This is a genomic window from Paeniglutamicibacter sp. GQ140, from assembly GCF_059759235.1.
The window spans coordinates 80,331-101,623 of the sequence record NZ_JCAXDW010000006.1 but is presented as its reverse complement, the minus strand read 5'-3'; the positions used below and the strand labels follow the sequence as shown (position 1 = coordinate 101,623).

Genomic DNA, 21,293 nt, shown 5'->3' with positions numbered 1-21,293 from the left:
TTTCGTTCACGCGGCCTACCCCTTGAATCACTGCCTTGGGCGCCAAATGGGGCCCCACGACTGCCTTCGGGCCCCCTGCTCCGGGATTAACGCAATGGCGTAATACGTGTGAATTGCGCTAAATGACGCTTGTTGCGTCTAGCGCAATCCAAACCGTTGGCCTCCATTGCAGCGCGTTGCGATTCCTGCGGGATGGTCCAGGCGGACCCGGCCAGGTCCGGAAGTTGGCCGCAACGATCCGGGCGCCTGCCGGATCCGGGGCAGCACAGAAGGTGCGTCGGGGCCCATGCACGGGGGACGCCGGGCACGAATGCCATCGAAGTCAGATCACGCGGTCATGCCGGGCGCACTCGCGACGTCGCACGGGTGGCAACCGGGCCGGAGATTCAGCCGGAGGTGTATCCCAGCGAAGCGCTGACCTCTAGCCCCGCCCTCTTGAGTCCATCGATGAGGCCCTGATCCTTCTCGGGGTCGAAGCGGAACGTCGGGCCCGAGACGCTGAGGGCCCCGACGACCACACCGAGGTGGTTGCGCACCGGCACCGCAATGGAATTGATGCCCATCTCGAATTCCTCGCGGGCCTGGGCATAGCCGTTCTTCACAACCTGCAACAGATCTTTCTCGAGCGCCGCCCGGGTGCGAATGGTGTTGGCGGTGCGCTGGGGAAGCTTGGTGGCCTTCAATATCCGGCCGCGTTCATCGGCGCCGAGGGCCGCCAGCAGGACCTTGCCGCTGGAAGTCGCATGCAGAGGAGTGAGGCTGCCCAGCCAGTCGTAGGTAGCCAGGGTCGAGGGGCCCATGGCCTGGTCGACGTTCACCGCGTATTGCTCGCGCAACACCGCAAGGTTGACCGTCTCCTTGTAATCCTCGGCCAACGACTCGAGGACCGGGCGGGCCGCGCCCACCAGCGAAAGCCGGCCGGGAATGGTGCTGGCCAGCTTCAGGATGCCGAAACCCAACTCGTATTTTCCCCGGTTGGTGTTTTGCAGGACCATGCCGCGGGCCAGCAAAGATGCCAACAGCCTGGAGGCCGTCGACTTGTGGATCTGCAGCTCCTCGGCCACCTCGCCAACTCCGGAACTTCCGTCTCGCCCGAGGATTTCCAGAATCGCCAGAGCCCGGTCCACCGATTGGACACCGCCGGGCACGGTATCGTCGTCGTCCGCTTCCAGGCCGGGCGCTTCATCGACTGACAAGGGGCTTCCAATCTTCGAGTGCTTCTTTGAACTTGCTGGTTTTCCTCCAGCATAGGCGGTGGCCCGGGGCCGGGCCGCCTGCCTGGCCCCGGGCCGCCTCGGTTAGGCGATCCGGGTGCCGGAGGCGAGCTTGCCGGCGGGGGTCTTCAGCCGGTTGCGGCCGGCGGCCAGGATACCGCCGGCCAGCAACGCCTGGATTCCGAGTCCCAGCGGCCACAGGGGGTCGGGGGCCGGCGGCAGCTCGCTGTTCTTGACCCCGTTCAGGCAGGCCACTTGGTAGGCGGGACCCGCCTGCGAATAGCGCACGCCCGTACTGATCCCGCCCATGGGACCGATCCCCGAGATCATCGCTGGATCTTCCGCCACCGGCGCCCGCGGCACGGCGTCGGCCACCACGACGAAGGGGTTCGCCGCCAGAAGCCAGGTGATTCGATCCGTGGCGAAGGTTTCCTGCGGGTAGGTCCGCGCCTCGCAGGTGTAATTGTTCTCGTCCCACTCGACATACGAATTCTCGGACACGTACTCCTCGGGCCAAACCTGGTTGGACACCTGGACTTCGGTCCTCACCAGCTGCATGCTCAGCCCGTAGGCGATCAGGGTGCCGATGCCCAGCATTGCCACCAGCAGGTAGGTGACCATGACGGCGAACAGGGTGCGGTTGGCCAGTGCCGAAACCCCGACACCGAGTGCGCAGACCACGGCCAATTGCAGTGCCAACATACCCAGCATCACCGGGACCGCCGGCAGGTAAACGTCGCCATACGTCATGGCCCACGCGATCAGCGGGATCGTCACGACCAGGAAACCCAGTGACGCCGCCCATGAGGCCAGCCACTTACCCCAAAGCAGCTGCCCCGGAGTGAGCAGTGTGTTCTGCAGGACCGCCAGGGTCCCGTTGGCCCGGTCCCCGGTGACCGAGTTGGCACTCAGTGCCGGAGCGATGAGCATCCCAAAGAACAACACAAACGCGATCACCAGCTCGAACATCACCTGCCCGGGTCCGAATTCGCCCTCCGCGGCGCTCAACGCGGCGAGGCCCACGACCGCGGCAACCACCACAAACCAAATGCCCAGCATGATGTACCAGCCACGATTACGGAGGCGCTGCCGGATTTCCAGTCCGAAAACGGTGCCGATGCCGGCAAAATATCCCAAGACAGGTGCGGGGGCTGCCGTGGGCGTGGGGGTGAAGGTACTCATGGCATTTCATCCTCAAGGCTCAGGTAGGTCTCCTCGAGAAGACCCGACGACGGTGCGAAGGCTGTAATGGGGACGCCGGCGCCGACCAGCAAACCCAGCAGTGCTGCGGCCTGCATTTCCCCGGGGAGCTTTACTTTGGCTAGTCCGCCGGTGTTTTCCATGTTCGGTTCATATGAGGCGTCGAGGCTGTTTGCCTCCAGCCCGCGTCGCAGGGCATCGAGGTCGAGACTCGAAATGGTGTATCCGCGTCCCTGGGGCGAAACCTCGGCGAGCCTCTGGCTGCGCACGGTCCTCCCCTTGGACAGGAACACCGCTGCATCGGCCATTTCATCGAGTTCCACCAGGACGTGGGAGCTAATCACCACTGTCTTTCCGCTGTCGGCGAGCTGACGCAGGAGCGTGCGTAGCTGAACGCGTGCACCGGGGTCCAGCCCACCAGCGGGCTCGTCAAGTAGCAGCACCGCCGGATCATTGATCAGCGCCCGTGCCAGCGAGAGCCGCTGGGCCTGTCCGCGTGAGAGAACTCGGGCCGGGGTGTCCGCCAGTTGCCCGAGGTTCACCACTTCCAACAATTCGGCGGCCCGCATCCTTGCCTGCGTTTTGCCGATGCCGTAGAGCGCTGCGACGGTGGTGAGGATCTCCCTGCTGGACAGGCTCTCCCAAACACCCAGAGTGTCGGGCATCCAGCCCAAAAGGGCGCGCACCGCCCGGGGGTCACCCGCCGGGTCGAGGCCCTGGATCCTGATGGTTCCGGCATCCGGCCGCAAAAGCGATGCCAGCATCAGCAACAAGGTGGTCTTGCCCGAACCGTTGGGTCCGATCAGCGCGGTAACCTCTCCCGGCGCGGCACGGAAGTCGATGCTCTGCACGGCCTGCACGGTTCCAAAGGAGCGGGCAAGGCCCTGCGCGATGATCCCCGTGTCAGATTCTTTTTGCTGCCCCGGCGTCCCGCCCGGGTCCGATATGACGGTATTCATGAGTTCCCCCACCGTAAGTAGTTTCGAAGTCCCCACCCAATGTCTTCACGCTACGTAGCCGACTCACCCGTGTCACGCTTTTATCCAACGTGTTACCAAATAGTATTCTCCCAGTGTCAGTGCTGGCCCCGCGCCCATCCAAGGTGACCTCGACGACACCCAACCGAGCAAATAGACCAGCCAAACCGTTCTTTATGACCTAGAACGGTCACGCATTGGGCTTCCTGTGCATCACAATGGCTAATATGGGTTCGGCGCCAATAGCTGCTGCGCCCATCGAAGTCCCACCTGTTCCCGTCCCATGGAGTGTGCTGACGCATGAGCCTGATTGTCCAGAAATTCGGCGGATCTTCCGTTTCAGATGCCGAAGGCATCAAACGTGTTGCCCGTCGGATTATTGACACCAAGTCCGCCGGCCACGACGTCGTCGTAGTGGTTTCCGCCATGGGCGACACCACCGACGAGTTGCTCGACCTTGCTGGACAGTTGACCGAAGATGCTCCCGCCCGCGAGATGGACATGCTTCTGTCTGCCGGCGAACGCATCTCCATGGCCCTGCTGGCCATGGCCATCGACGGGCTGGGCGCCAAAGCCGCTTCATTCACCGGCTCACAGGCCGGAATGTTGACCGATGCCATCCACGGCAAGGCCCGCATCATTGAGGTTTCCCCGCAGCGCGTGCGCCGCGCCATCGACCGCGGCTACGTTGCCATCGTCGCCGGCTTCCAGGGGATGAGCAAGGAATCCAACGACATCACGACCATGGGTCGCGGCGGTTCGGACACCACCGCAGTGGCGCTGGCCGCCGCCCTGGGCGCCGATGTCTGCGAGATCTACACCGATGTCGATGGCATCTACACCGCCGATCCCCGCGTGGTTCCGGCGGCCCGCAAGATCGATACCATTTCCAGCGAGGAAATGCTGGAGATGGCGGCTTCCGGCGCCAAGATCCTACACCTGCGTTGCGTTGAATATGCGCGTCGTTTTGGGGTTCCGCTTCATGTGCGATCCTCATTCAGCACCAATGAGGGAACCTGGGTCCTGCCCAGCCCCGATGACCAGATCAAGATTCAAGAGGGAGAACCCTTGGAACAGCCCATCATTTCCGGTGTCGCCCACGACCGCTCCGAAGCCAAGGTCACGATTGTCGGCGTGCCCGACATCCCGGGCAAGGCCGCCCAGATCTTCCGTGTCATTGCCGGCGCCCACGCCAACATCGATATGATCGTCCAGAACTTCTCGACTTCCGGCTCCGGCCGCACCGACATTTCCTTCACGCTTCCCATGGTCGATGGAAAGCACGTGAAGGAGGCGCTGCGTTCCGCCCAGGCGGAAATCGGCTTCGAGGACATCTCCTACAACGAGAACGTTGGCAAGCTCTCCCTCATCGGCGCCGGCATGCGTTCGAACCCAGGCGTTTCGTTCACCTTCTTCGAGGCCCTGCACCAGGCAGGCGTGAACGTGGATATGATTTCCACTTCGGAAATCCGCATCTCCATCGTCACCGACGCCAACAAGCTCGACGCCGCGGTGCGTGCGATCCATGCCGCATTCGACCTGGACGCCGAGGACGAGGCTACCGTCTACGGTGGCACCGGCCGCTAGGGCCGACACCCCTTAACGCCACGCGGTCCGTGGCACCGAAGACATGCAGATGCGCGTGTCTTCGGTGCCACGGACCGTTTTTGGTAGTGGGCGTGGTGCCGCGTTGAAAAGCGTGGCGGCACTTAGCCGACGGTGCCGGGCAATGGCGGGGCAGTGGATGTGTATTGGGCCCCGGCGGGGGTAGTGATCAAGATCGTGTGCCGCCCGCCGGTGTCCACCACCTGCTCTTCCCAGCCGTCCTGTTCCTTGGTTTGGTTGCAGCTGGCACATCGCCCTGCCCCATTGGCCTCACTGGTCGGTCCGCCGCGGCTGTGTTGGACCACGTGGTCGAAGTTCTTGATCGGCGCATTGCAGTAGGGGGTGCGGCAATACTGGTCACGGATGCGGATCAGATCCTTGAGCGACTTGGGGAATTGGCGGGACCTTGAATCCATGCCCACCAGGGCCCCTGTGTCAGGGTGGGTGTAGAGCCGCTTCAGCGACACCTGTGCGCGACGGCGTTCCCGGTCCTGCGGGTCGCGTCCGCCGACCATGATCCTGGCCCAAGTGGAAGGAACGGTGCCGTAGCCTTCCAGGAAAGCCGGTTCACTTCCACCCTGGAACAGGGTCCGATCGGTCATCACCACGTGCACCATAAGTCTGGTGCCCTCGGCGCGGGACCTGCCGGTGATCCGGTCCACCGCGACATCTGCCATGATCTGGGATCGTGTTCGTTCGTCGCCGGCCGATTTGAGCCTCTCCACTTCGGCAGTGAGTGCTTGGCGGATCGCCAGCCCGTCCTCAACCGAGAGCATCCCGGCGACCTGCATCATCGCATCCCGGGCCGGGAAAACCGCCAAGTACCGGCGGGATTTGGCTTCCTCCAGGCGCGTCAGCGCGTCGGAACTGTCGTACTCGTAGGCGAGCCGACGGACCCGGTCAATTACTGCACGCACGCATAGGCCCTTCAGACCTTCCGGATCGCGCAGCAAGGCAGCATCGATCTCACCACGCTGCGCCGAGGGCAGGTTCTCGGTTTCACGGTCAATGTTCCGTGCTTGGGCCTCGCCGATTTTGCCGCGAGTCAAGGCGATGAGGGTGAAAGGCAGATCTGCGATCAGGCGGCCGGAGAAGCCAAGGAATGCCCTGCCCTGTTCCGGCGATTCGCGCCGCGCCAGGGCGACTTGTGCCCCGACCCCATAGGACGGGTTGTTTTCCCTCACCCCGGCTTCGGTCCGCCGGGCCACGACGTCCGCCTCGAGCATTGTCGCCGCCATGACCTGGGCCCCGGCCGCAGCGCCCTTGACCTCCTCGGCCAGGGCGATCTTTTCGTGATGCTCCTTGGCGGTGCCACCCGTATCGAGGGCGGCCAATCCGTCGCGCACATATCTCAGGAACGCCAGGTCATCCTCGTGGCTTCGTCCCGGAACCGGCGGGCGACCGCTGCCGGGTAGATTCGGAAAGTATTCGTCGGGAGGTTCGCCTCTGGAAGCTCCACTGGGATATTCATCGAACATACCTCCATTCTACGCTCGAAAACCTTCAAAAAGAAGAGCGAAAAACAAAGACATTTCCTCCAAACGAGCACGTCAACAAGACTTTACGGTTATCCACAATGCTGCGTGGGGGTCTTGACAAAGATCGTTCCATAATTTGGTTTAGTCCGAGAATTAAGGCTTTCCCGGCCAGCCCGGCGATAATGATTGGATGCTCCCTTCCTCGCTAGACTGGCTCCCCGAAGAGCAGTGGCTGCCGCTTGCCGCCGCCCATCAGGCGCGCGCGAAGCACTTTGGCGAGCCGTTCACCGAGCGCCGGATGAAACGCCAGAAGCACCCGATCGAGGACTTCCTCTTTACCTATTACACCCAGAAACCCGGACAGCTTTATCGTTGGCATCCGGGTCCCGGAGTGGTGCTTTCAGGGGACAGCGCCAGGGAGCGCGAGAACTGGAAGTTCTATCGCGAGGTGCTGCATCCCGAGACCGGCCAGCGCGGCTACACGGTCGACCTCGAGGCGTTTGCGCAGGCCCGCACCGAGGCCATCCGCTTCGCCAATGTCATTCTGGCCGGGACGGCCGCCCGAGCCGCCAACTTCGCCTGCTTCGGCCTGCACGAATGGGCAATGGCCTACAAGTCGGCAGACAACGGGATCCGGCACGAATACCTGCCCCTGCGCCTGGGTGCCGCGGGGACCGACGCGGTGGTCGAGGAACACAAGATCCGTTGCACGCACTTCGACGCGTTCAGGTTCTACACGCCGCAGGCCGTGCCGCTCAATGAATTGCAGCCGACCCGCGAGACCCAGCGGGACCTGGAGCAGCCGGGCTGCCTGCACGCCAACATGGACCTGTACAAGTGGGCCTACAAACTCACCCCCGCGGTGCCCAGCGACCTCGTCATGGACTGTTTCGACCTGGCGTGGGACATCCGCACGATGGACATGCAGGCCTCGCCCTACGACCTGTCCGATTGGGGGCACCGGCCCATCGCGATCGAGACACCCTCGGGCAAGGCCGAGTACGTGCGGCTCCAAAAGGACTTTGCCGACCGGGCACAGGTGTTGCGCGAGCGGCTTTTGGCCGTTGCCCAATCCGTGCCGCTGCCACAGACTTAAGGCAGACCGCCGCCAGCAGGCCGCGGCACGGCACCGGATCGGTGGAGCAAGTATGCGGCAACGCAAGAGGTTGATCGTCCCGGCGATGCTGTTTGGCGCGGGCGCCGTCCTCGCCGGATGCGCCGATGCCGGCGGGCCCGGCGGGTCGCCGGGCTCGCCGTCCTCCAGCCAGGCGCCGACCGCCGACCTGCAGATCTCGATCCGGGCCAACGGCACCGATGAAAGCGCGCGCTACCACCTGCTGTGCAACGGACCCTTGGCCCTGGAACAGGGCGAACATCCGCGCGCCGCGGCGGCCTGCGCGCTGCTGGACGCCAGCCCCCAGCTCCTCGTCCCGCCGGCGGCCAACGCCACCCGGATGTGCACCCAGCAATACGGCGGCCCCGCCGTTGCCCAGGTCAGCGGCACCCTTGGCGGCCGCGCCGTGGCACGCAACTTCGACTTGCGCGACGGCTGCGGGATCTCCGACTGGACCGCCGCACTGCCCCTGCTGGTCGACCAGCCGACCGGGTCACTGCAATAGGGCGCCCGGTTCAGTCCTGCGCCAGGTAGCGGTGCTCGGGCCTGCCCCGGCTGCCGTAGGCCAGTTCCAGGCGCAGCGATCCAGCCTGGACCAGGTTGGCCAGGTAGCGCTGGGCGGTGGCGCGGGAAATCCCCACCGCGGTGACCACCTGCATGACGGTCGCGGGCTCCCCCGCGGCCGCGACCGCCGCGAGCACGGCCTGTTCGGTGGGCGTCGCCACTGCGGAACCGGCCTCCTCACCGGCCAGCAGGGTGCGCTGCGCCCGGTCGATGGCCTGCTGGTCCAGTCCGGCGGCGGTGTCCAGCTGCCGGCGGTAGCGGGCATAGGCCCGCAGCCTGGAGGCGAGCACCTTCGGGTCGAAGGGCTTGACCAGGTACCCCAGCGCGCCGCGCCGGATGGCGGTGCGCACCGCGTCGACCTCGGTGGCCGCCGAGAGCACGAAGGCGTCCACGTCGAGACTCGCCAGCAGGTCAAGCCCCGAGCCCTGCGGCAGGTAGACGTCTAGCAGCAGCAGGTCCGGCTTCCCCTCGGCTACCGCGCGGGGCACCATGCGGGCGTCGTGTACCGGAGCCAGCGCGCGGAATCCCGGCACCTCGTCGACGTAGCCGGCATGCAGCGCAGCCACCCGGAAGTCGTCGTCGACGACCAGGACCTTGTAGTCGGCGTTCTCGTTCATCGTGCATTGGTCCTTTCGGGAGATCCCGCATCGGTGGACAGCACCCCGGGCAGGCGGGCGGCAAAGACCGCGCCGGCGGCGGGATGTTCGGTTTCCCCGGGTGCCGCGGCGTCCGCGCGGGCGCCCCCGGGGTCGGCGATCCAGACCTCGCCCCCGCGGGTGCGGGCCAGGCGGCGCACCAGCGGCAGCCCCACGCCCTGGCCGCGTTCCGGGGAACCGGGCAGGGCCCCGGTGCTGACGCCTTCGGCGAAGACGTCGAGCCCGGGCTCGACCCCCGCCCCGGAATCGGCGACCGCAAGGTGAAGCGTGGTGCCCTCGGAGAGCAGGTCGACCTCGACCCAGCGCGGGGCCGGGCCCTGGACCGCGGCACGCAGCGCGTTGTCGATCAGGTTTCCCAGCACCGCGGTGGCGTCCTGTGCGTCGATGAGGCTTCCGTAGAGCGCGCTGGCATCCCCCACCCGCAGCACCACGCCGCGCTCGTACGCCTGGACGCCCTTGGCCCCGAGGAAGGCCCGCAGGTAGGTGTCCTCGATGGCCTCGAGGTTCTGCACCGGCTCGCGCACCGGCCCGGAGGCGATGACCTCGCCGAGGTAGTCCCGGGCCTCGGCCACGTCCCCGTGGTGCAGCAGCCCGGAAATGGTGTGCAGCCGGTTGGCGAACTCGTGGCGCTGGGCGCGCAGGGCCGAGGCCATGGTCTCCACCGCGTCAAGCCGCGAACCGAGGGTCTCGATGGTGGTCACGTCGCGCAGCAGCACCACCTGCCCCAGGTCGATGCCGTCGCGCCGCACCGGGTGCACCGTGGCCACCAGCGCCGCGTGCTCGGTTTCCAGGCGCAGCGTGGCGCCGTCGCAGGTGCCGATGGCCGCAACCAGCGGCGCGGGCAAGCGGGCCTGCGTGTACGGCAGCCCGATGATGTCGGCCGATTCGTGGCGGTGCGGCAGCCCCAGCATGATCCGCGCGGCGCGGTTCCGCACGCTCACCCGGCCGTCGGGGCCGATGCCGATGACGCCGTCGGCCACCCCGTAGAGCACCGCGTCGCGGTCCCGCAGCAGCTGCGCCATTTCGGCCGGTTCCAGTCCCAGGGTCTGGGCCTTGAGCCGGCGCACCAGCCAGCGGGTCGACGCCGCGGAAAGGCCCAGGGCAGCAAGCCCGAGCCCGAACACCCAGATGCCGGCGGTGCGCAGCCGCGCCGCCAGTTCCTGCACCCCGACCCCGACGCTGACCTCCCCGACCACGGTGTCCGCCTCCGGGGCGAAGACCGGCACCTTGGCGCGCACCGATTCGCCCAGCGTCCCGTGCTCGCGGGAAACCGACTCCTGGCCCGAGAGCGCGACGGGATCGGTGGAGACCCGCTGGCCCAGCTGGGAGGGGGTCGGATGCGCCAGCCGGATCCCGCGGTCCTCGGTGACCACGACGAAGAAGGCGCCGGTGCGCACGCGCACCGCCTCCGCCGCCTGCTGCACGTACCCGGCGCGCAACGCCCCGGCGTCCAGCGAGCCGTCTTCGGCGTAGCCCTTGACCTGCGCCCGGATCTCGGGGTCGGCGGCCAGCGTGCGCGCAATGGCCAGGGCGCGCTCCTGGGCCTGCTCGTTGACGCGCTCGACGGTGACCCACATGGCACCGGCCGCGGCGGCGAGGATCATCAATCCCACCACCGCGAACTGCAGGCTCATGATCCTGGCGGCGAAGCCGCGGGAGGGCTTTGGCTCTTGGGGCATGCAAACAGTTTAGGACCCCGGTGGGCTTTATGAGCAAAAAAGGATTTAGGGGAAGAACGGCGCTTTGTGGGCACAACCACACCGGCGTGATGCGCACCACGTAGCGTGTATATCCGCGGTGCATCGGGCGGCCAACGCTTCCGGCCCCCACAGGCACCGACTCCCCTCACTCGCGTAATTCGCAACACCCTAGAAGGAGACCCCCATGCTGGTAGCACTCGGGTTCCTGATGGTCGCCACGTTCATGGCGCTCATCATGACCAAGCGCATGACCCCGTTGTTGGCGCTGATCATCGTGCCAACCGTCTTCGGCCTGTTCGCCGGCGCCGGCCTGGGACTCGGCGACATGGTCATGGACGCCGTGAAGTCCATGTCCGGAACCGCCGCCCTGCTGATGTTCGCCATCATGTACTTCGGCATCATGATCGACGTGGGGCTCTTCGACAAGCTGGTCGACGGCATCCTGAAGCTGGTCGGCAACGACCCGGCCAAGGTCGTCATGGGCACCGCGCTGCTCACCGGCCTGATTTCGCTGGACGGCGACGGCTCCACCACCTTCATCGTGGTCACCGCCGCATTGCTGCCGATCTACCTGCGCCTGGGCATGAGCCCGGTGGTGCTCACCTGTGTGGCCGGGTTGACCAACGGCACGCTGAACATCGTCCCCTGGGGCGGCCCGACCGCCCGCGCCGCCGCCGCCCTGCACGTGGATGCCTCGGACGTGTTCGTCCCGATGATCCCGGCACTGGCAATCGGCCTGGTTGTCGTCTTCGGCTTCGCCTGGGCCATGGGCATCTCCGAGCGCAAGCGCCTGCAGCGCGAGGACCCGCTGCGTTGGGGCCCGGGTTCAGTCATGGCCGGCGGCACGTCCGGCACCGGCGATTCCGCTAGCACCAAGACCCCGGCCGGCGGCCGCGGCGTCGCCCTGCTGGAGAAGGTCGCCGTGCGCGGGACCGGCAGCGAGGCACCCACCATGAACGGCACGGTCCTGGACCCGACCCGCGAGACCCTGCGCCCGAAGCTGTTCATCTTCAACCTCGCGATGACCGTGGCCATCTTCGTGCTGCTGATCCTGGACCTGATGCCGCTGTCCTACCTGTTCATGATCGGCACCGCCGTGGCCCTGCTGGTGAACTTCCCGCGCATTTCCGACCAGGCCAAGATGATTGCATCCCACGCCTCCTCGGTGATCGCCGTGGTCTCCATGGTGCTTGCCGCCGCGGTGCTCACCGGCGTGCTCTCGGGCACCGGCATGGTCGATGCCATGAGCGCCTGGCTGGTCGAGGTCATCCCGACCTCGATGGGCCCCTACCTGGCGATCCTCACCGGCATCATCTCGATCCCGGCCACGTTCTTCATGAGCAACGACGCCTTCTACTTCGGCATCCTGCCGGTGCTCACCGAGGCCGGCGCCCACTACGGCATCCCCGCCGTGGACATGGCCCGCGCCTCGATCACCGGCCAGCCGGTGCACATGCAGTCGCCCTTGGTTCCCGCGATCCTGCTGCTGGTCTCGATGGCCAAGGTCGACCTGGGCGACCACCACAAGAAGGTCCTGTGGCGCGCCCTGGTCGTCTCCCTGGTGATGCTCGCCGTGGGCGTGCTCATCGGCGCCATCGGCATCGGCTAGGAAGCGCGGCACGAGAACAAGGCAACACGCCACACAGGGGGCGGGGGGCCGGGAAACCGGTCCCCGCCCCTTGTGCGTGCGGGCACACACGTGGCGCTTAACCTCGCTGAAACCGAGTTGTGAAAAACTTGGGGCAACACGAAAGAGCGAGGCGACACCCATGGAATTCCTGCTGCTGCTGGTCGGCTTGCTGTTCGGGACGGTGCTGGTGGTCGGGCTGGGCGAGCGCATCCGCCTCCCCTACCCCATCCTGATGCTGCTTTTCTCCGCCGCAGCGGCGTTCCTGCCGTTCATCCCCGAGGTCCACATCGACCCGGAGCTCATTCTTCCGCTCTTCCTGCCGCCGCCGCTCTATGCAGCGGCCCAGCGCAGTTCCTGGTCGATCTTCCGGCTGCGCTGGCGCTCGCTGGTGCTGCTGGCGGTGCTGCTGGTGGTGGCGACCACCGCCGCCGTTGCCGGTGTCGCCTGGCTCATGGTGTCGGCCATGGCCCTGCCGCTGGCCATCGCGCTGGGCGCCATCGTCGCCCCGCCGGACCCCGTCGCGGTGGAGGCCATCGCCAGCAAGGTCAAGATGCGCCGCCGGCTGGTCACCGTGCTGCAGACCGAGGGCCTGTTCAACGACGCCATGGCCATCGTGATCTTCCAGGCCGCCGTCGCCGCGGCCACGAGCGGGGGCGAGGTCGGCTGGGACGTCGTGCCGAAGTTCCTCATCGGCGCGGCCGGCGCCATCGTGCTGGGCCTGGCCATGGCCTGGGGCATCGGCACGCTCAACCGCTTCGTCCCGAACCTGGTGGCCCGCTCGGCCGCCACCCTGGTGGCGCCCTACGCCGTATACCTGCTGGCCGAGCAGGTCCACTTCTCCGGCGTCGTCGCCGTGGTGGTCACCGCGCTCGAGCTCGGGCGCCGGGCGCGCCCGCAGGACTCCGAGGAGCGCCTGACCCGCACCGCCTTCTGGGACGTGGTGGAGTTGCTGACCACCGGCGTCGCCTTCGGCCTGGTCGGCATCGAAATGCGCTACATCATCCAGGACGAGGGCAAGAACCTGCTGACCTTCATCCCGGGCATTGCCGCCATCTGCGCCACCGTCGTGCTGGTGCGCTTCATCTGGATGATGGCGATGTACAAGATCGGCGGAACCGAGCGCCAGTCCAGGACCCCGGGTTCGCTCAAGGAGGTCCTGGTGCTGTCCTGGTGCGGCATGCGCGGCCTGGCGACCCTCGCCCTGGCCCTCGCGCTGCCGACCACCATGGCCGACGGGCAGCCGCTGGAGGGCCGGAACTTCGTCGTGGCCACCGCCTGCGCCGTGCTCATCGTGACCCTGGTGCTCCCGGGGCTGACCCTGCCGGCGCTGATGCGCTCGCTGAAGCTGCCCAACGACCACGCCGCCGAGGAGCGCCGGCAGCGTTCGCTGGCGCGCCGCGCGGAAAAGGTCGCCCTGGAGACCATGAAGCGGTCCCCGGCCGCGGCCAAGCTGCCGCAGAAGCGCCGCGACGCGCTGGCCCGGCGCATCTCCTCCCTGCACACCATCCTCGAGGCGGACTTCGAGGCCGACCCGGAGAAGATGCTGCGCCTGAAGCAGATCCTCACGGTCATGGACGACGTGCAGCGCGAGGCACTGGATGCGGCCCGCGGGGAAATGCTCAGGGCCCGCAACGAGCCGGGCAACGACCCCGAGCTGGTGGACCGGGTGCTGCGCCGCCTGGACCTGCGCACCGTCACCCTGGACCAGTAGACGGGACTCGGCGTCACCGGGCGTCGGGCCAGATCACGATGGCTTGGGCATTCATGGCCCGGGAGGGGTTGCCAGGCCCGCCCCGGGCATGGAAGCCTGAAGCATGGCCTCCCATTCTTCCGGCGCGTTCTCCCGGCGTGCCTTGCTGTTGTCCACGGCGGTCGTCCCCTTGGCCGGGGGCGCGCCGGCGCGGGCATCGACACCGACCTCGCAGGCACCGCCGGGTTCGTTGGACCGTGATTCCGGGTTCAGGGAGCTGGAAAACCGGTATGGTGCACGGCTGGGGATCTACGCCGTGAATTCGCGCACCGCCGCGTCGGTGGCGTTCCGGGCCGATGAGCGCTTTGCATATTGCTCCACGTTCAAGGCGCTGGCCGCCGCCGCCGTGCTCGGCCAACGCAGCGTCCCGGAGTTGGAGGAGGTCGTCCACTACACGCGCGGGGACCTTGTGGAGTACTCCCCCGTCACGGAGAACCACGTCAAAGAGGGAATGACGATGCGGGCGCTGTGTGACGCGGCCGTCCGCCGCTCGGACAACACCGCGGGAAACCTGCTCTTCGACGCCCTGGGCGGGCCGGAGGGGTTGAACCGGAAGCTGCGGGACCTTGGCGATACCGTCACCCGGATGGACCGTGTCGAGACGGCGCTCAACAGCGCCATTCCGGGAGATCCGCGTGACACCAGCACGGCGCGGGCCCTGGCCGGCAGCCTCGGGCGGTACGCCCTCGGGGACGCCCTCCCGGCAGACAAGCAGAGGATCCTGAACAATTGGCTGGCCGGGAACGCAACGGGTGACAAGTTGATCCGCGCGGGCCTTCCCGCAGGGTGGACGGTTGGCGACAAGTCCGGCGCGGGGGCCTATGGCACCCGAAACGACATCGGCATCGTCTACCCGCCGGCGGGCCACCCCATTTGCATGGCAGTTCTCTCCACCCGAGCCACACCGGACGCCGCGCACGATGACACCCTCATTGCCGAGGCAGCACGCATTGCCATTGAACACCTCGTCCCCTCGGCATACCGGGGAACGTAGGCGCGGGCGAACCGGACAAGCCGGGGCTCCGGGGCTAGCTGGTGAACTCCGTCAACACGATCTTGCCGCCCGAGTGTCCCCCAACAGGCCTGCTCAACAAATCATTCTCCGCCGGGTCCTACTCCGCGGCGTCGACGTAGTACCAGCGGCCGGCCTCGCGCACGAATTGACTGACCTCTCGCTGGGAACCCGACTGGTTCAGCAGGCGGTAGTGTGCCTCGAACTCGACGACGCCGCGGGTGTCGAAGGGCCCTCCGGCCTCGGTGCGGATGATGTCCAGGGCACCCCAGACGATCGCTTCGTCCAGTTCCAGCTCGTCCGGACGCGTTTCCGGGTGCCACGTTGCCAGCAGGAATTCGTCAAGGCCCAGGGCGAAGGCGCTGAAGCGCGAGCGCATCAGCGCCACGGCGGTTCCCGGCCACGCGGGGGCGTTCGGATCAGCGAACCCCCGGTGATATCGGCCACAGCAGGATTCGTAGGTTTCCCCGGAATTGCAGGGGCAACGCGTATCTTTTTCCATTGAACAAGCTTAATGGCACTTGGATCGACGGATTAACGGGAGGCAGCCTGCCCTCCAGGGCCGGTGGCAACCCGACACAAAACCAGTGGAAGCACCCCGTGCCGGTAGACTGGGCAGGCAAGCTCGCGGAGCGCCCCCACCCTTGGCGTGAGACGGCACGTCCGCGGGCGATTAACCACCCCTCGCGCACAGGAGAACCCGGATGCCCCGGATCGTTGTTGATGTTATGCCCAAGCCCGAAATCCTTGACCCGCAGGGCAAGGCCATCGTCGGCGCACTTCCCCGCCTTGGCTTCACCGCTTTCAGCCAGGTTCGCCAGGGCAAGCGCTTTGAACTGACCGTTGACGGTGAGGTCACCGAGGAGATTCTGGCCCAGGCCCGCGAAGCGGCCGAAAAGCTGCTCTCGAACCCGGTCATCGAGGACGTTGTCAACGTCGAGGTTGTCGCAGACTAATGAGCGCAACCGAACTTCCCCTGATCGGCGACTATTCGACGCCCGTCGCCGCGCTGTCCGGCGCCCGCATCGGCGTCGTCACCTTCCCGGGCACCCTCGATGACCGCGACGCCGCCCGCGCCGTGCGCCTGGCCGGCGCCGAGGCAGTGTCCCTGTGGCACGCCGATGCCGACCTGGCCGACGTCGACGCCGTGGTCATTCCCGGCGGCTTCTCCTACGGCGACTACCTGCGCGCCGGCGCGATCTCCCGCTTCGCACCGATGATGTCAAAGATCATCGACGCCGCGAACTCGGACGCCAAGCTGCCGGTCCTGGGCATTTGCAACGGCTTCCAGATCCTGACCGAATCGCACCTTTTGCCGGGCTCCATGATCAAGAACGATCACCTGAAGTTCCTGTGCCGCGACCAGGTCCTGCGCGTGGAAAACAACGCCACCGCCTGGACCAACCAGTACGCGAAGGGTGAGGAAATCACCATCGTGCTCAAGAACCAGGACGGCCAGTACGTGGCCGACGAAAAGACCCTTGACGCCCTCGAGGCCGAGGGCCGCGTGGCGTTCAGCTACGTGGGCTGGAACCCCAACGGTTCGCGCCGCAACATCGCAGGCATCACCAATGCCGCGGGCAACGTGGTGGGCCTCATGCCCCACCCGGAGCACGCAGTGGAGGCCGGATTCGGCCCCGACCACACCGGAACCGACGGACTGGGTTTCTTCACCTCCGTCCTGACCCACCTTGTTGGAGGCCAGAAGTGAGCGCCGCAGAGCAGACCACCGAGCAGAAGAAGTTCAACATGGACACCGTGGCCAACGCCGCGGCCACCCCGGAGACCGAACTGCCCTGGGCCGAGCTCGGCCTGAAGCAGAACGAGTTCGAAGAGGTCGTCAAGGTCCTGGGCCGCCGCCCCACCGCCGCGGAACTGGCCATGTACTCGGTCATGTGGTCCGAGCACTGCTCCTACAAGTCCTCCAAGAACCACCTGCGCCAGTTCGGCGACAAGGTCAGCGAGGAAATGAAGAAGGACATGCTCGTGGGCATCGGCGAAAACGCCGGTGTGACCAACCTGGGCGACGGCTGGGCCGTGACCTTCAAGATCGAGTCGCACAACTCCCCCACGATGATCGAGCCGTACCAGGGTGCAGCCACCGGCATCGGCGGCATCGTGCGCGACATCATCTCCATGGGCGCCCGCCCGGTCGCCGTGATGGACCCGTTGCGCTTCGGCGCGATCGACCACCCTGACACCGCGCGCGTGATCCACGGTGCAGTTGCCGGCATCGGCGGCTACGGCAACTCACTCGGCCTGCCGAACATCGGCGGCGAAATGGTCTTCGACTCCGTCTACCAGGGCAACCCGCTGGTCAACGCGCTGGCCGTTGGCGTCATGCGACACGAGGACATCCGCCTGGCCAACGCATCGGGCAAGGGCAACAAGGTCGTGCTCTTCGGCGCCCGCACCGGCGGCGACGGCATCGGCGGCGCCTCGATCCTTTCCTCGGAGTCCTTCGACGACACCAAGCCCTCCAAGCGCCCCGCGGTGCAGGTCGGCGACCCGTTCGCCGAAAAGGTGCTCATCGAGTGCTGCCTCGAGCTCTTCAAGGGTTCCCTCGTCGAGGGCATCCAGGACCTCGGTGCCGCCGGCATCTCCTGCGCCACCTCGGAGCTTGCCTCCAACGGCGACGGCGGCATGGAGGTCGAACTGACCTCCGTCCTGCTGCGCGACCCGACCCTGACCCCGGGCGAGATCCTGATGTCCGAGTCGCAGGAACGCATGATGGCCGTGGTCTCCCCGGAGAACATCGAGGCCTTCGAGGCGACCATGGACAAGTGGGCCGTGGAGTACTCCTGGCTCGGCGAGGTCACCGACACCGGCCGGTTGATCATCAAGTGGGACGGCGAAGTCATCGTCGACGTCGACCCGCGCACCGTGGCACACGACGGTCCGCTCTACGACCGCCCGTACGCCCGCCCCGAGTGGCAGGATGCCCTGCAGGCCGACACCTTCAAGTCCTCGGAGGCCGGCGCCAACCTGCCGGCCACGGGAGATGAGCTGAAGGCCGCCCTGGTTGAGCTGATGGCTTCGCCGAACATGTGCGACAAGTCCTGGATCACCAACCAGTACGACCGCTACGTCGGCGGCAACACCGCGCTGGCAGCCCCGGACGACGCCGGCGTGATCCGCGTTGACGAGGAAACCGGCCTGGGCGTGGCCCTGGCCACCGACGCCAACGGCCGCTACACCTTCCTGGACCCGTACCACGGCGCGCAGCTGGCCCTGGCCGAGTCCTACCGCAACGTCGCCACCTCCGGCGCCGTGCCGATGGCCGTCTCCGACTGCCTGAACTTCGGCTCCCCCGAGGACCCGGATGTCATGTGGCAGCTCGCGGAGGCCATTCGCGGCCTCTCGGATGCCTGCCTTGAGCTCGGCGTCCCGGTCACCGGCGGCAACGTCTCGCTGTACAACCAGACCGGGTCCACCCCGATCCACCCGACCCCGGTCGTGGCGATGCTGGGCAAGTTCGACGACGTCGAGCGCCGCACCCCCTCGGGCTGGCGCGCGGATGCCGACGGCCAGGCCATCTACCTGCTGGGCACCACGCTCGACGAGCTGGACGGCTCGGAGTTCGCCAACATCCGCGGGCACCTCGGCGGCCTGCCGCCGAAGGTCGACCTCGCCGCGGAGAAGACCCTGGGTGCGATCCTGATCAATGCCTCGCGCGACGGCATGATCGACTCGGCCCACGACCTCTCCGAGGGCGGCCTCGGCGCGGCCCTGGGCGAGATGGCGTTGCGCTACGGCGTCGGTGCCCGCGTGGCACTGGATGACCTGTGCGAGCGCGACGGGGTGGATGCGTTCACCGCGCTCTTCTCCGAGTCGCAGGCCCGCGCCATCGTCGCGGTTCCGCGTTCCGAAGAGGTCCGCTTCAACGACATGGCCACCGCACGCCAGTTCCCGGTGGTTCGCCTCGGCGTGGTTGACGCCGCGAGCACCTCGCTGGAAATCCAGGGCCAGTTCGACCTGGACCTGGCCGAGCTGCGCGAGGCCCACGAGGCCACGCTGCCGAAGTACTTCGGCTAGGCACGTCCAAAGGCTGCGGGGCGTCGGGGATTTTTCCCCGGCGCCCCGCAACTGCTTAAGCCCCTTGGCAAGTCCCTGCTCTCGGACCAGTCGAGGTCCGCGAGTCCCCGCGCACCCAACGGTGCGCGGGGTCTTTTGCGTTACCCGCCACCGGCACTTGTGAGCTGCGACGCCTTTGCCGTAGAGTTCTACATCACAGGCCAAAGTTCGACTATAGAATCCAGTGTTCAAATATAGAACACGGTGCGGCGGCCGCAGACAGAACTCGACGAAGTGAGGAAAGCCCGTGCAGTTCCACCACCACGGTTACGTATCCGGTGACCCGCGTATCAAGCCAGCAGCCGGCGTCGGCATCAACCGTCCGGAGGAGCTGCCCGAGAACGTCGACGTGCTCATCGTGGGCTCCGGTCCCGCCGGCATGCTCACCGCCGCCCAGCTCTCCCAGTTCCCGGACATCACCACGCGGCTGGTGGAGCGCCGCGGCGGCCGCCTGGAGATCGGCCAGGCCGACGGCATCCAGGCCCGCAGCGTCGAGACCTTCCAGGCCTTCGGCTTCGCCGAGGCCATCACCGCCGAGGCCTACCGGATCACCGAGATGGCGTTCTGGCGCCCGGACACCGAGAACCCCGAAAACATTGTCCGCGGCGGCCGCGCCCTGGACGACACCGTGGGCATCAGCGAATTCCCGCACCTGATCGTCAACCAGGCCCGCGTGCTCGACTACTTCGCCGAGGTCGCCCACAACTCCCCCACCCGGCTGGTGCCCGACTACGGCTGGGACTTCCAGACGCTCGAGGTCGCCGAGACCGGCGACTACCCGGTCAAGGTCACCCTGGTGCGCAGCGCCGGGCCCGACACCGGCACCACGCGCATCGTGAACGCCAAGTACGTCGTCGGCGCCGACGGCGCCCGCTCCAAGGTCCGCGCGTCGATCGGCTGCACCCTGGCCGGGGACCAGGCCAACCACGCCTGGGGCGTCATGGACGTGGTGGCCTCCACCGACTTCCCGGACATCCGCCTCAAGTGCGCCATCCAGTCCCACGACGGCGGCTCGATCCTGCACATCCCGCGCGAGGGCGGGCACCTCTTCCGCATGTACGTCGATTTGGGCGTCGTGCCCGAGGACGACAACGGCGCGGTCCGCAAGACCACCATCGAACAGGTCATCGCCAAGGCCAACAAGATCCTGCACCCCTACACGGTCGATGTGCGCAACGTGGCCTGGAGCAGCGTGTACGAGGTCGGCCACCGACTCACCGACCGCTTCGACGACGTGCTGCCCGAGGAACGCGGCACCCGCAACCCGCGCGTCTTCATCACCGGGGACGCCTGCCACACGCACAGCGCCAAGGCCGGCCAGGGCATGAACGTCTCGATGCAGGACGGCTTCAACATCGGCTGGAAGCTCGCCCACGTGCTCGAGGGCCGCAGCCCCGAGTCCCTGCTGTCCACCTACTCGGCCGAGCGCCAGGTCGTGGCGAAGAACCTCATCGACTTCGACAAGGAATGGTCCACGATGATGGCCAAGAAGCCGGAGGACTTCGAGAACCCCTCGGACCTCGAGGACTTCTACGTGCGAACCGCCGAGTTCCCGGCCGGGTTCATGACCGAGTACGCGCCCTCCATGCTGACCGGCGAGGCCACTCACCAGAAGCTGGCCGCCGGCTTCCCGGTGGGCAAGCGCTTCAAGTCGGCCATGGCCTCGCGCGTCTGCGACACCAACCCGATGCAGCTGGGCCACCACGCGACCGCCGACGGCCGCTGGCGCATCTACGTCTTCGCCGATCCCGCCGCCCCCGGGGCCGATTCCCCGGTGGCGGAGCTGGCCCAGTGGCTGTCCACCGCGCCGCAGTCGCCGCTGGCCGCGACCCCCGAGGGCCTCGATTCCGACGCATGGTTCGACGTGAAGGTCATCTACCAGCAGAAGCACGAGGACATCGACATCAACGCCGTCCCCGCGGTCTTCAAGCCCGAGGTCGGCCCGTTCAGTCTCACCGACTACGAAAAGGTCTACGGCACGGTTCCCGGCGCCGACATCTTCGACGAGCGCGGCCTGTCCCGCGAGGGCGTGATGGTGGTCGTGCGCCCGGACCAGTACGTGGCCAACGTGCTCCCGCTGGGGGCCACCGAGGAGCTCGCAGCGTTCTTCGAACAGATCCACTCCGGGGCGCCCAAGACCGCCACGGCCTGACCCAAACCCGTACCGGCCGATCGTCCCGGGACGGCCTCCCGGTGCAGTTCCCGCAACCCATGACCGCGGGAACTGCACCTTGGCCGGGCGTGAATTTCTTCGGATACCGCATAGACCTGTCGCAAGGGAATCTTCCGGCAGGTCTATGCGTTTGCATGTATATGGGC

The 21,293-nt window shown here is 66.9% G+C and carries 17 protein-coding genes and 1 pseudogene; 10 read left to right on the top strand and 8 right to left on the bottom strand.

Annotated elements, in window-relative coordinates; translation table 11 throughout:
- Positions 1 to 386: 386 nt before the first annotated feature.
- From AC6CHY_RS10465 to AC6CHY_RS10455, 3 genes are all read right to left on the bottom strand, one after another.
- Positions 387 to 1,196, bottom strand: a complete 810-nt coding sequence (locus AC6CHY_RS10465; protein WP_217388823.1) for an IclR family transcriptional regulator — start codon at positions 1,194 to 1,196, stop codon at positions 387 to 389.
- Between the two features lie 102 nt (positions 1,197 to 1,298).
- On the bottom strand, positions 1,299 to 2,396 hold the full coding sequence (locus tag AC6CHY_RS10460) for an ABC transporter permease (protein ID WP_498226666.1): 1,098 nt from the start codon (positions 2,394 to 2,396) through the stop codon (positions 1,299 to 1,301).
- Positions 2,393 to 3,373: an ABC transporter ATP-binding protein gene (locus tag AC6CHY_RS10455; RefSeq protein WP_498226665.1), complete on the bottom strand. Its 981-nt coding sequence runs from the start codon at positions 3,371 to 3,373 to the stop codon at positions 2,393 to 2,395. The genes AC6CHY_RS10460 and AC6CHY_RS10455 overlap by 4 nt, the downstream gene beginning before the upstream one ends.
- Positions 3,374 to 3,691: 318 nt before the next feature.
- On the opposite strand from AC6CHY_RS10455, the gene AC6CHY_RS10450 reads away from it, so the two are divergent.
- Positions 3,692 to 4,978 carry an aspartate kinase gene (locus AC6CHY_RS10450; RefSeq protein WP_217388826.1) on the top strand — a complete coding sequence of 429 codons (1,287 nt, stop codon included), beginning with the start codon at positions 3,692 to 3,694 and terminating at the stop codon, positions 4,976 to 4,978.
- Between the two features lie 122 nt (positions 4,979 to 5,100).
- Here AC6CHY_RS10450 and AC6CHY_RS10445 read toward each other — a convergent pair whose 3' ends face one another.
- Positions 5,101 to 6,474 carry an HNH endonuclease gene (locus AC6CHY_RS10445; protein ID WP_498226664.1) on the bottom strand — a complete coding sequence of 458 codons (1,374 nt, stop codon included), beginning with the start codon at positions 6,472 to 6,474 and terminating at the stop codon, positions 5,101 to 5,103.
- Positions 6,475 to 6,664: 190 nt separating this feature from the next.
- On the opposite strand from AC6CHY_RS10445, the gene AC6CHY_RS10440 reads away from it, so the two are divergent.
- Positions 6,665 to 7,570, top strand: a complete 906-nt coding sequence (locus AC6CHY_RS10440; protein ID WP_498226663.1) for a 3-methyladenine DNA glycosylase — start codon at positions 6,665 to 6,667, stop codon at positions 7,568 to 7,570.
- A gap of 52 nt (positions 7,571 to 7,622) precedes the next feature.
- Positions 7,623 to 8,093 carry an SSI family serine proteinase inhibitor gene (locus tag AC6CHY_RS10435; RefSeq protein WP_217388829.1) on the top strand — a complete coding sequence of 157 codons (471 nt, stop codon included), beginning with the start codon at positions 7,623 to 7,625 and terminating at the stop codon, positions 8,091 to 8,093.
- Between the two features lie 10 nt (positions 8,094 to 8,103).
- Here the strand turns inward: AC6CHY_RS10435 and AC6CHY_RS10430 are convergent, their stop codons facing one another.
- Complete coding sequence (locus AC6CHY_RS10430; protein WP_217388830.1) at positions 8,104 to 8,769, bottom strand: response regulator transcription factor; 666 nt, start codon at positions 8,767 to 8,769, stop codon at positions 8,104 to 8,106.
- A complete protein-coding gene (locus AC6CHY_RS10425; protein ID WP_498226662.1) occupies positions 8,766 to 10,487 on the bottom strand; it encodes a sensor histidine kinase in 1,722 nt (573 codons plus the stop codon). The genes AC6CHY_RS10430 and AC6CHY_RS10425 overlap by 4 nt, the downstream gene beginning before the upstream one ends.
- A 205-nt stretch (positions 10,488 to 10,692) precedes the next feature.
- On the opposite strand from AC6CHY_RS10425, the gene AC6CHY_RS10420 reads away from it, so the two are divergent.
- The 3 genes from AC6CHY_RS10420 (at position 10,693) to bla (ending at position 14,882) form a co-directional block, all read left to right on the top strand.
- Positions 10,693 to 12,117: a CitMHS family transporter gene (locus AC6CHY_RS10420; RefSeq protein WP_498226661.1), complete on the top strand. Its 1,425-nt coding sequence runs from the start codon at positions 10,693 to 10,695 to the stop codon at positions 12,115 to 12,117.
- Between the two features lie 160 nt (positions 12,118 to 12,277).
- Positions 12,278 to 13,849 (top strand): Na+/H+ antiporter, encoded by a 1,572-nt coding sequence (locus AC6CHY_RS10415; protein ID WP_498226660.1) that lies wholly within the window; start codon positions 12,278 to 12,280, stop codon positions 13,847 to 13,849.
- 103 nt (positions 13,850 to 13,952) lie between these two features.
- Positions 13,953 to 14,882 carry a class A beta-lactamase gene (bla, locus tag AC6CHY_RS10410; protein ID WP_498226659.1) on the top strand — a complete coding sequence of 310 codons (930 nt, stop codon included), beginning with the start codon at positions 13,953 to 13,955 and terminating at the stop codon, positions 14,880 to 14,882.
- Between the two features lie 118 nt (positions 14,883 to 15,000).
- Here the strand turns inward: bla and AC6CHY_RS10405 are convergent, their stop codons facing one another.
- Together AC6CHY_RS10405 and AC6CHY_RS10400 are read right to left on the bottom strand one after the other, a co-directional pair.
- Positions 15,001 to 15,288, bottom strand: coding sequence for a YchJ family protein (locus AC6CHY_RS10405; protein WP_336245091.1), 288 nt, complete (start codon positions 15,286 to 15,288; stop codon positions 15,001 to 15,003).
- A gap of 51 nt (positions 15,289 to 15,339) precedes the next feature.
- Positions 15,340 to 15,402: pseudogene (locus tag AC6CHY_RS10400) on the bottom strand (SEC-C metal-binding domain-containing protein); the annotation flags it as partial.
- Positions 15,403 to 15,604: 202 nt separating this feature from the next.
- On the opposite strand from AC6CHY_RS10400, the gene purS reads away from it, so the two are divergent.
- From purS to AC6CHY_RS10380, 4 genes are all read left to right on the top strand, one after another.
- Positions 15,605 to 15,856 (top strand): phosphoribosylformylglycinamidine synthase subunit PurS, encoded by a 252-nt coding sequence (gene purS / locus AC6CHY_RS10395; RefSeq protein WP_168151981.1) that lies wholly within the window; start codon positions 15,605 to 15,607, stop codon positions 15,854 to 15,856.
- Positions 15,856 to 16,611: a phosphoribosylformylglycinamidine synthase subunit PurQ gene (gene purQ, locus AC6CHY_RS10390; RefSeq protein ID WP_217388836.1), complete on the top strand. Its 756-nt coding sequence runs from the start codon at positions 15,856 to 15,858 to the stop codon at positions 16,609 to 16,611. The genes purS and purQ overlap by 1 nt, the downstream gene beginning before the upstream one ends.
- Positions 16,612 to 16,649: 38 nt before the next feature.
- Entirely contained in the window at positions 16,650 to 18,935 is a 2,286-nt protein-coding gene (gene purL / locus AC6CHY_RS10385) for a phosphoribosylformylglycinamidine synthase subunit PurL (RefSeq protein WP_498226751.1), read from the top strand.
- Positions 18,936 to 19,221: 286 nt separating this feature from the next.
- The gene (locus AC6CHY_RS10380; RefSeq protein WP_498226658.1) at positions 19,222 to 21,126 is read left to right on the top strand and encodes an FAD-binding monooxygenase; all 1,905 of its coding nucleotides are present in this window, start codon (positions 19,222 to 19,224) and stop codon (positions 21,124 to 21,126) included.
- Positions 21,127 to 21,293 lie beyond the last annotated feature (167 nt).

Coding starts and splice junctions, on each gene's coding strand:
- AC6CHY_RS10460 (WP_498226666.1), bottom strand. CDS start 2,396: ATGAGTACCTTCACCCCCACGCCCACGGCAGCCCCCGCACCTGTCTTG.
- AC6CHY_RS10455 (WP_498226665.1), bottom strand. CDS start 3,373: ATGAATACCGTCATATCGGACCCGGGCGGGACGCCGGGGCAGCAAAAA.
- AC6CHY_RS10450 (WP_217388826.1), top strand. CDS start 3,692: ATGAGCCTGATTGTCCAGAAATTCGGCGGATCTTCCGTTTCAGATGCC.
- AC6CHY_RS10445 (WP_498226664.1), bottom strand. CDS start 6,474: ATGTTCGATGAATATCCCAGTGGAGCTTCCAGAGGCGAACCTCCCGAC.
- AC6CHY_RS10440 (WP_498226663.1), top strand. CDS start 6,665: ATGCTCCCTTCCTCGCTAGACTGGCTCCCCGAAGAGCAGTGGCTGCCG.
- AC6CHY_RS10435 (WP_217388829.1), top strand. CDS start 7,623: ATGCGGCAACGCAAGAGGTTGATCGTCCCGGCGATGCTGTTTGGCGCG.
- AC6CHY_RS10430 (WP_217388830.1), bottom strand. CDS start 8,769: ATGAACGAGAACGCCGACTACAAGGTCCTGGTCGTCGACGACGACTTC.
- AC6CHY_RS10425 (WP_498226662.1), bottom strand. CDS start 10,487: ATGCCCCAAGAGCCAAAGCCCTCCCGCGGCTTCGCCGCCAGGATCATG.
- AC6CHY_RS10420 (WP_498226661.1), top strand. CDS start 10,693: ATGCTGGTAGCACTCGGGTTCCTGATGGTCGCCACGTTCATGGCGCTC.
- AC6CHY_RS10415 (WP_498226660.1), top strand. CDS start 12,278: ATGGAATTCCTGCTGCTGCTGGTCGGCTTGCTGTTCGGGACGGTGCTG.
- bla (WP_498226659.1), top strand. CDS start 13,953: ATGGCCTCCCATTCTTCCGGCGCGTTCTCCCGGCGTGCCTTGCTGTTG.
- purS (WP_168151981.1), top strand. CDS start 15,605: ATGCCCCGGATCGTTGTTGATGTTATGCCCAAGCCCGAAATCCTTGAC.
- purQ (WP_217388836.1), top strand. CDS start 15,856: ATGAGCGCAACCGAACTTCCCCTGATCGGCGACTATTCGACGCCCGTC.
- purL (WP_498226751.1), top strand. CDS start 16,650: ATGGACACCGTGGCCAACGCCGCGGCCACCCCGGAGACCGAACTGCCC.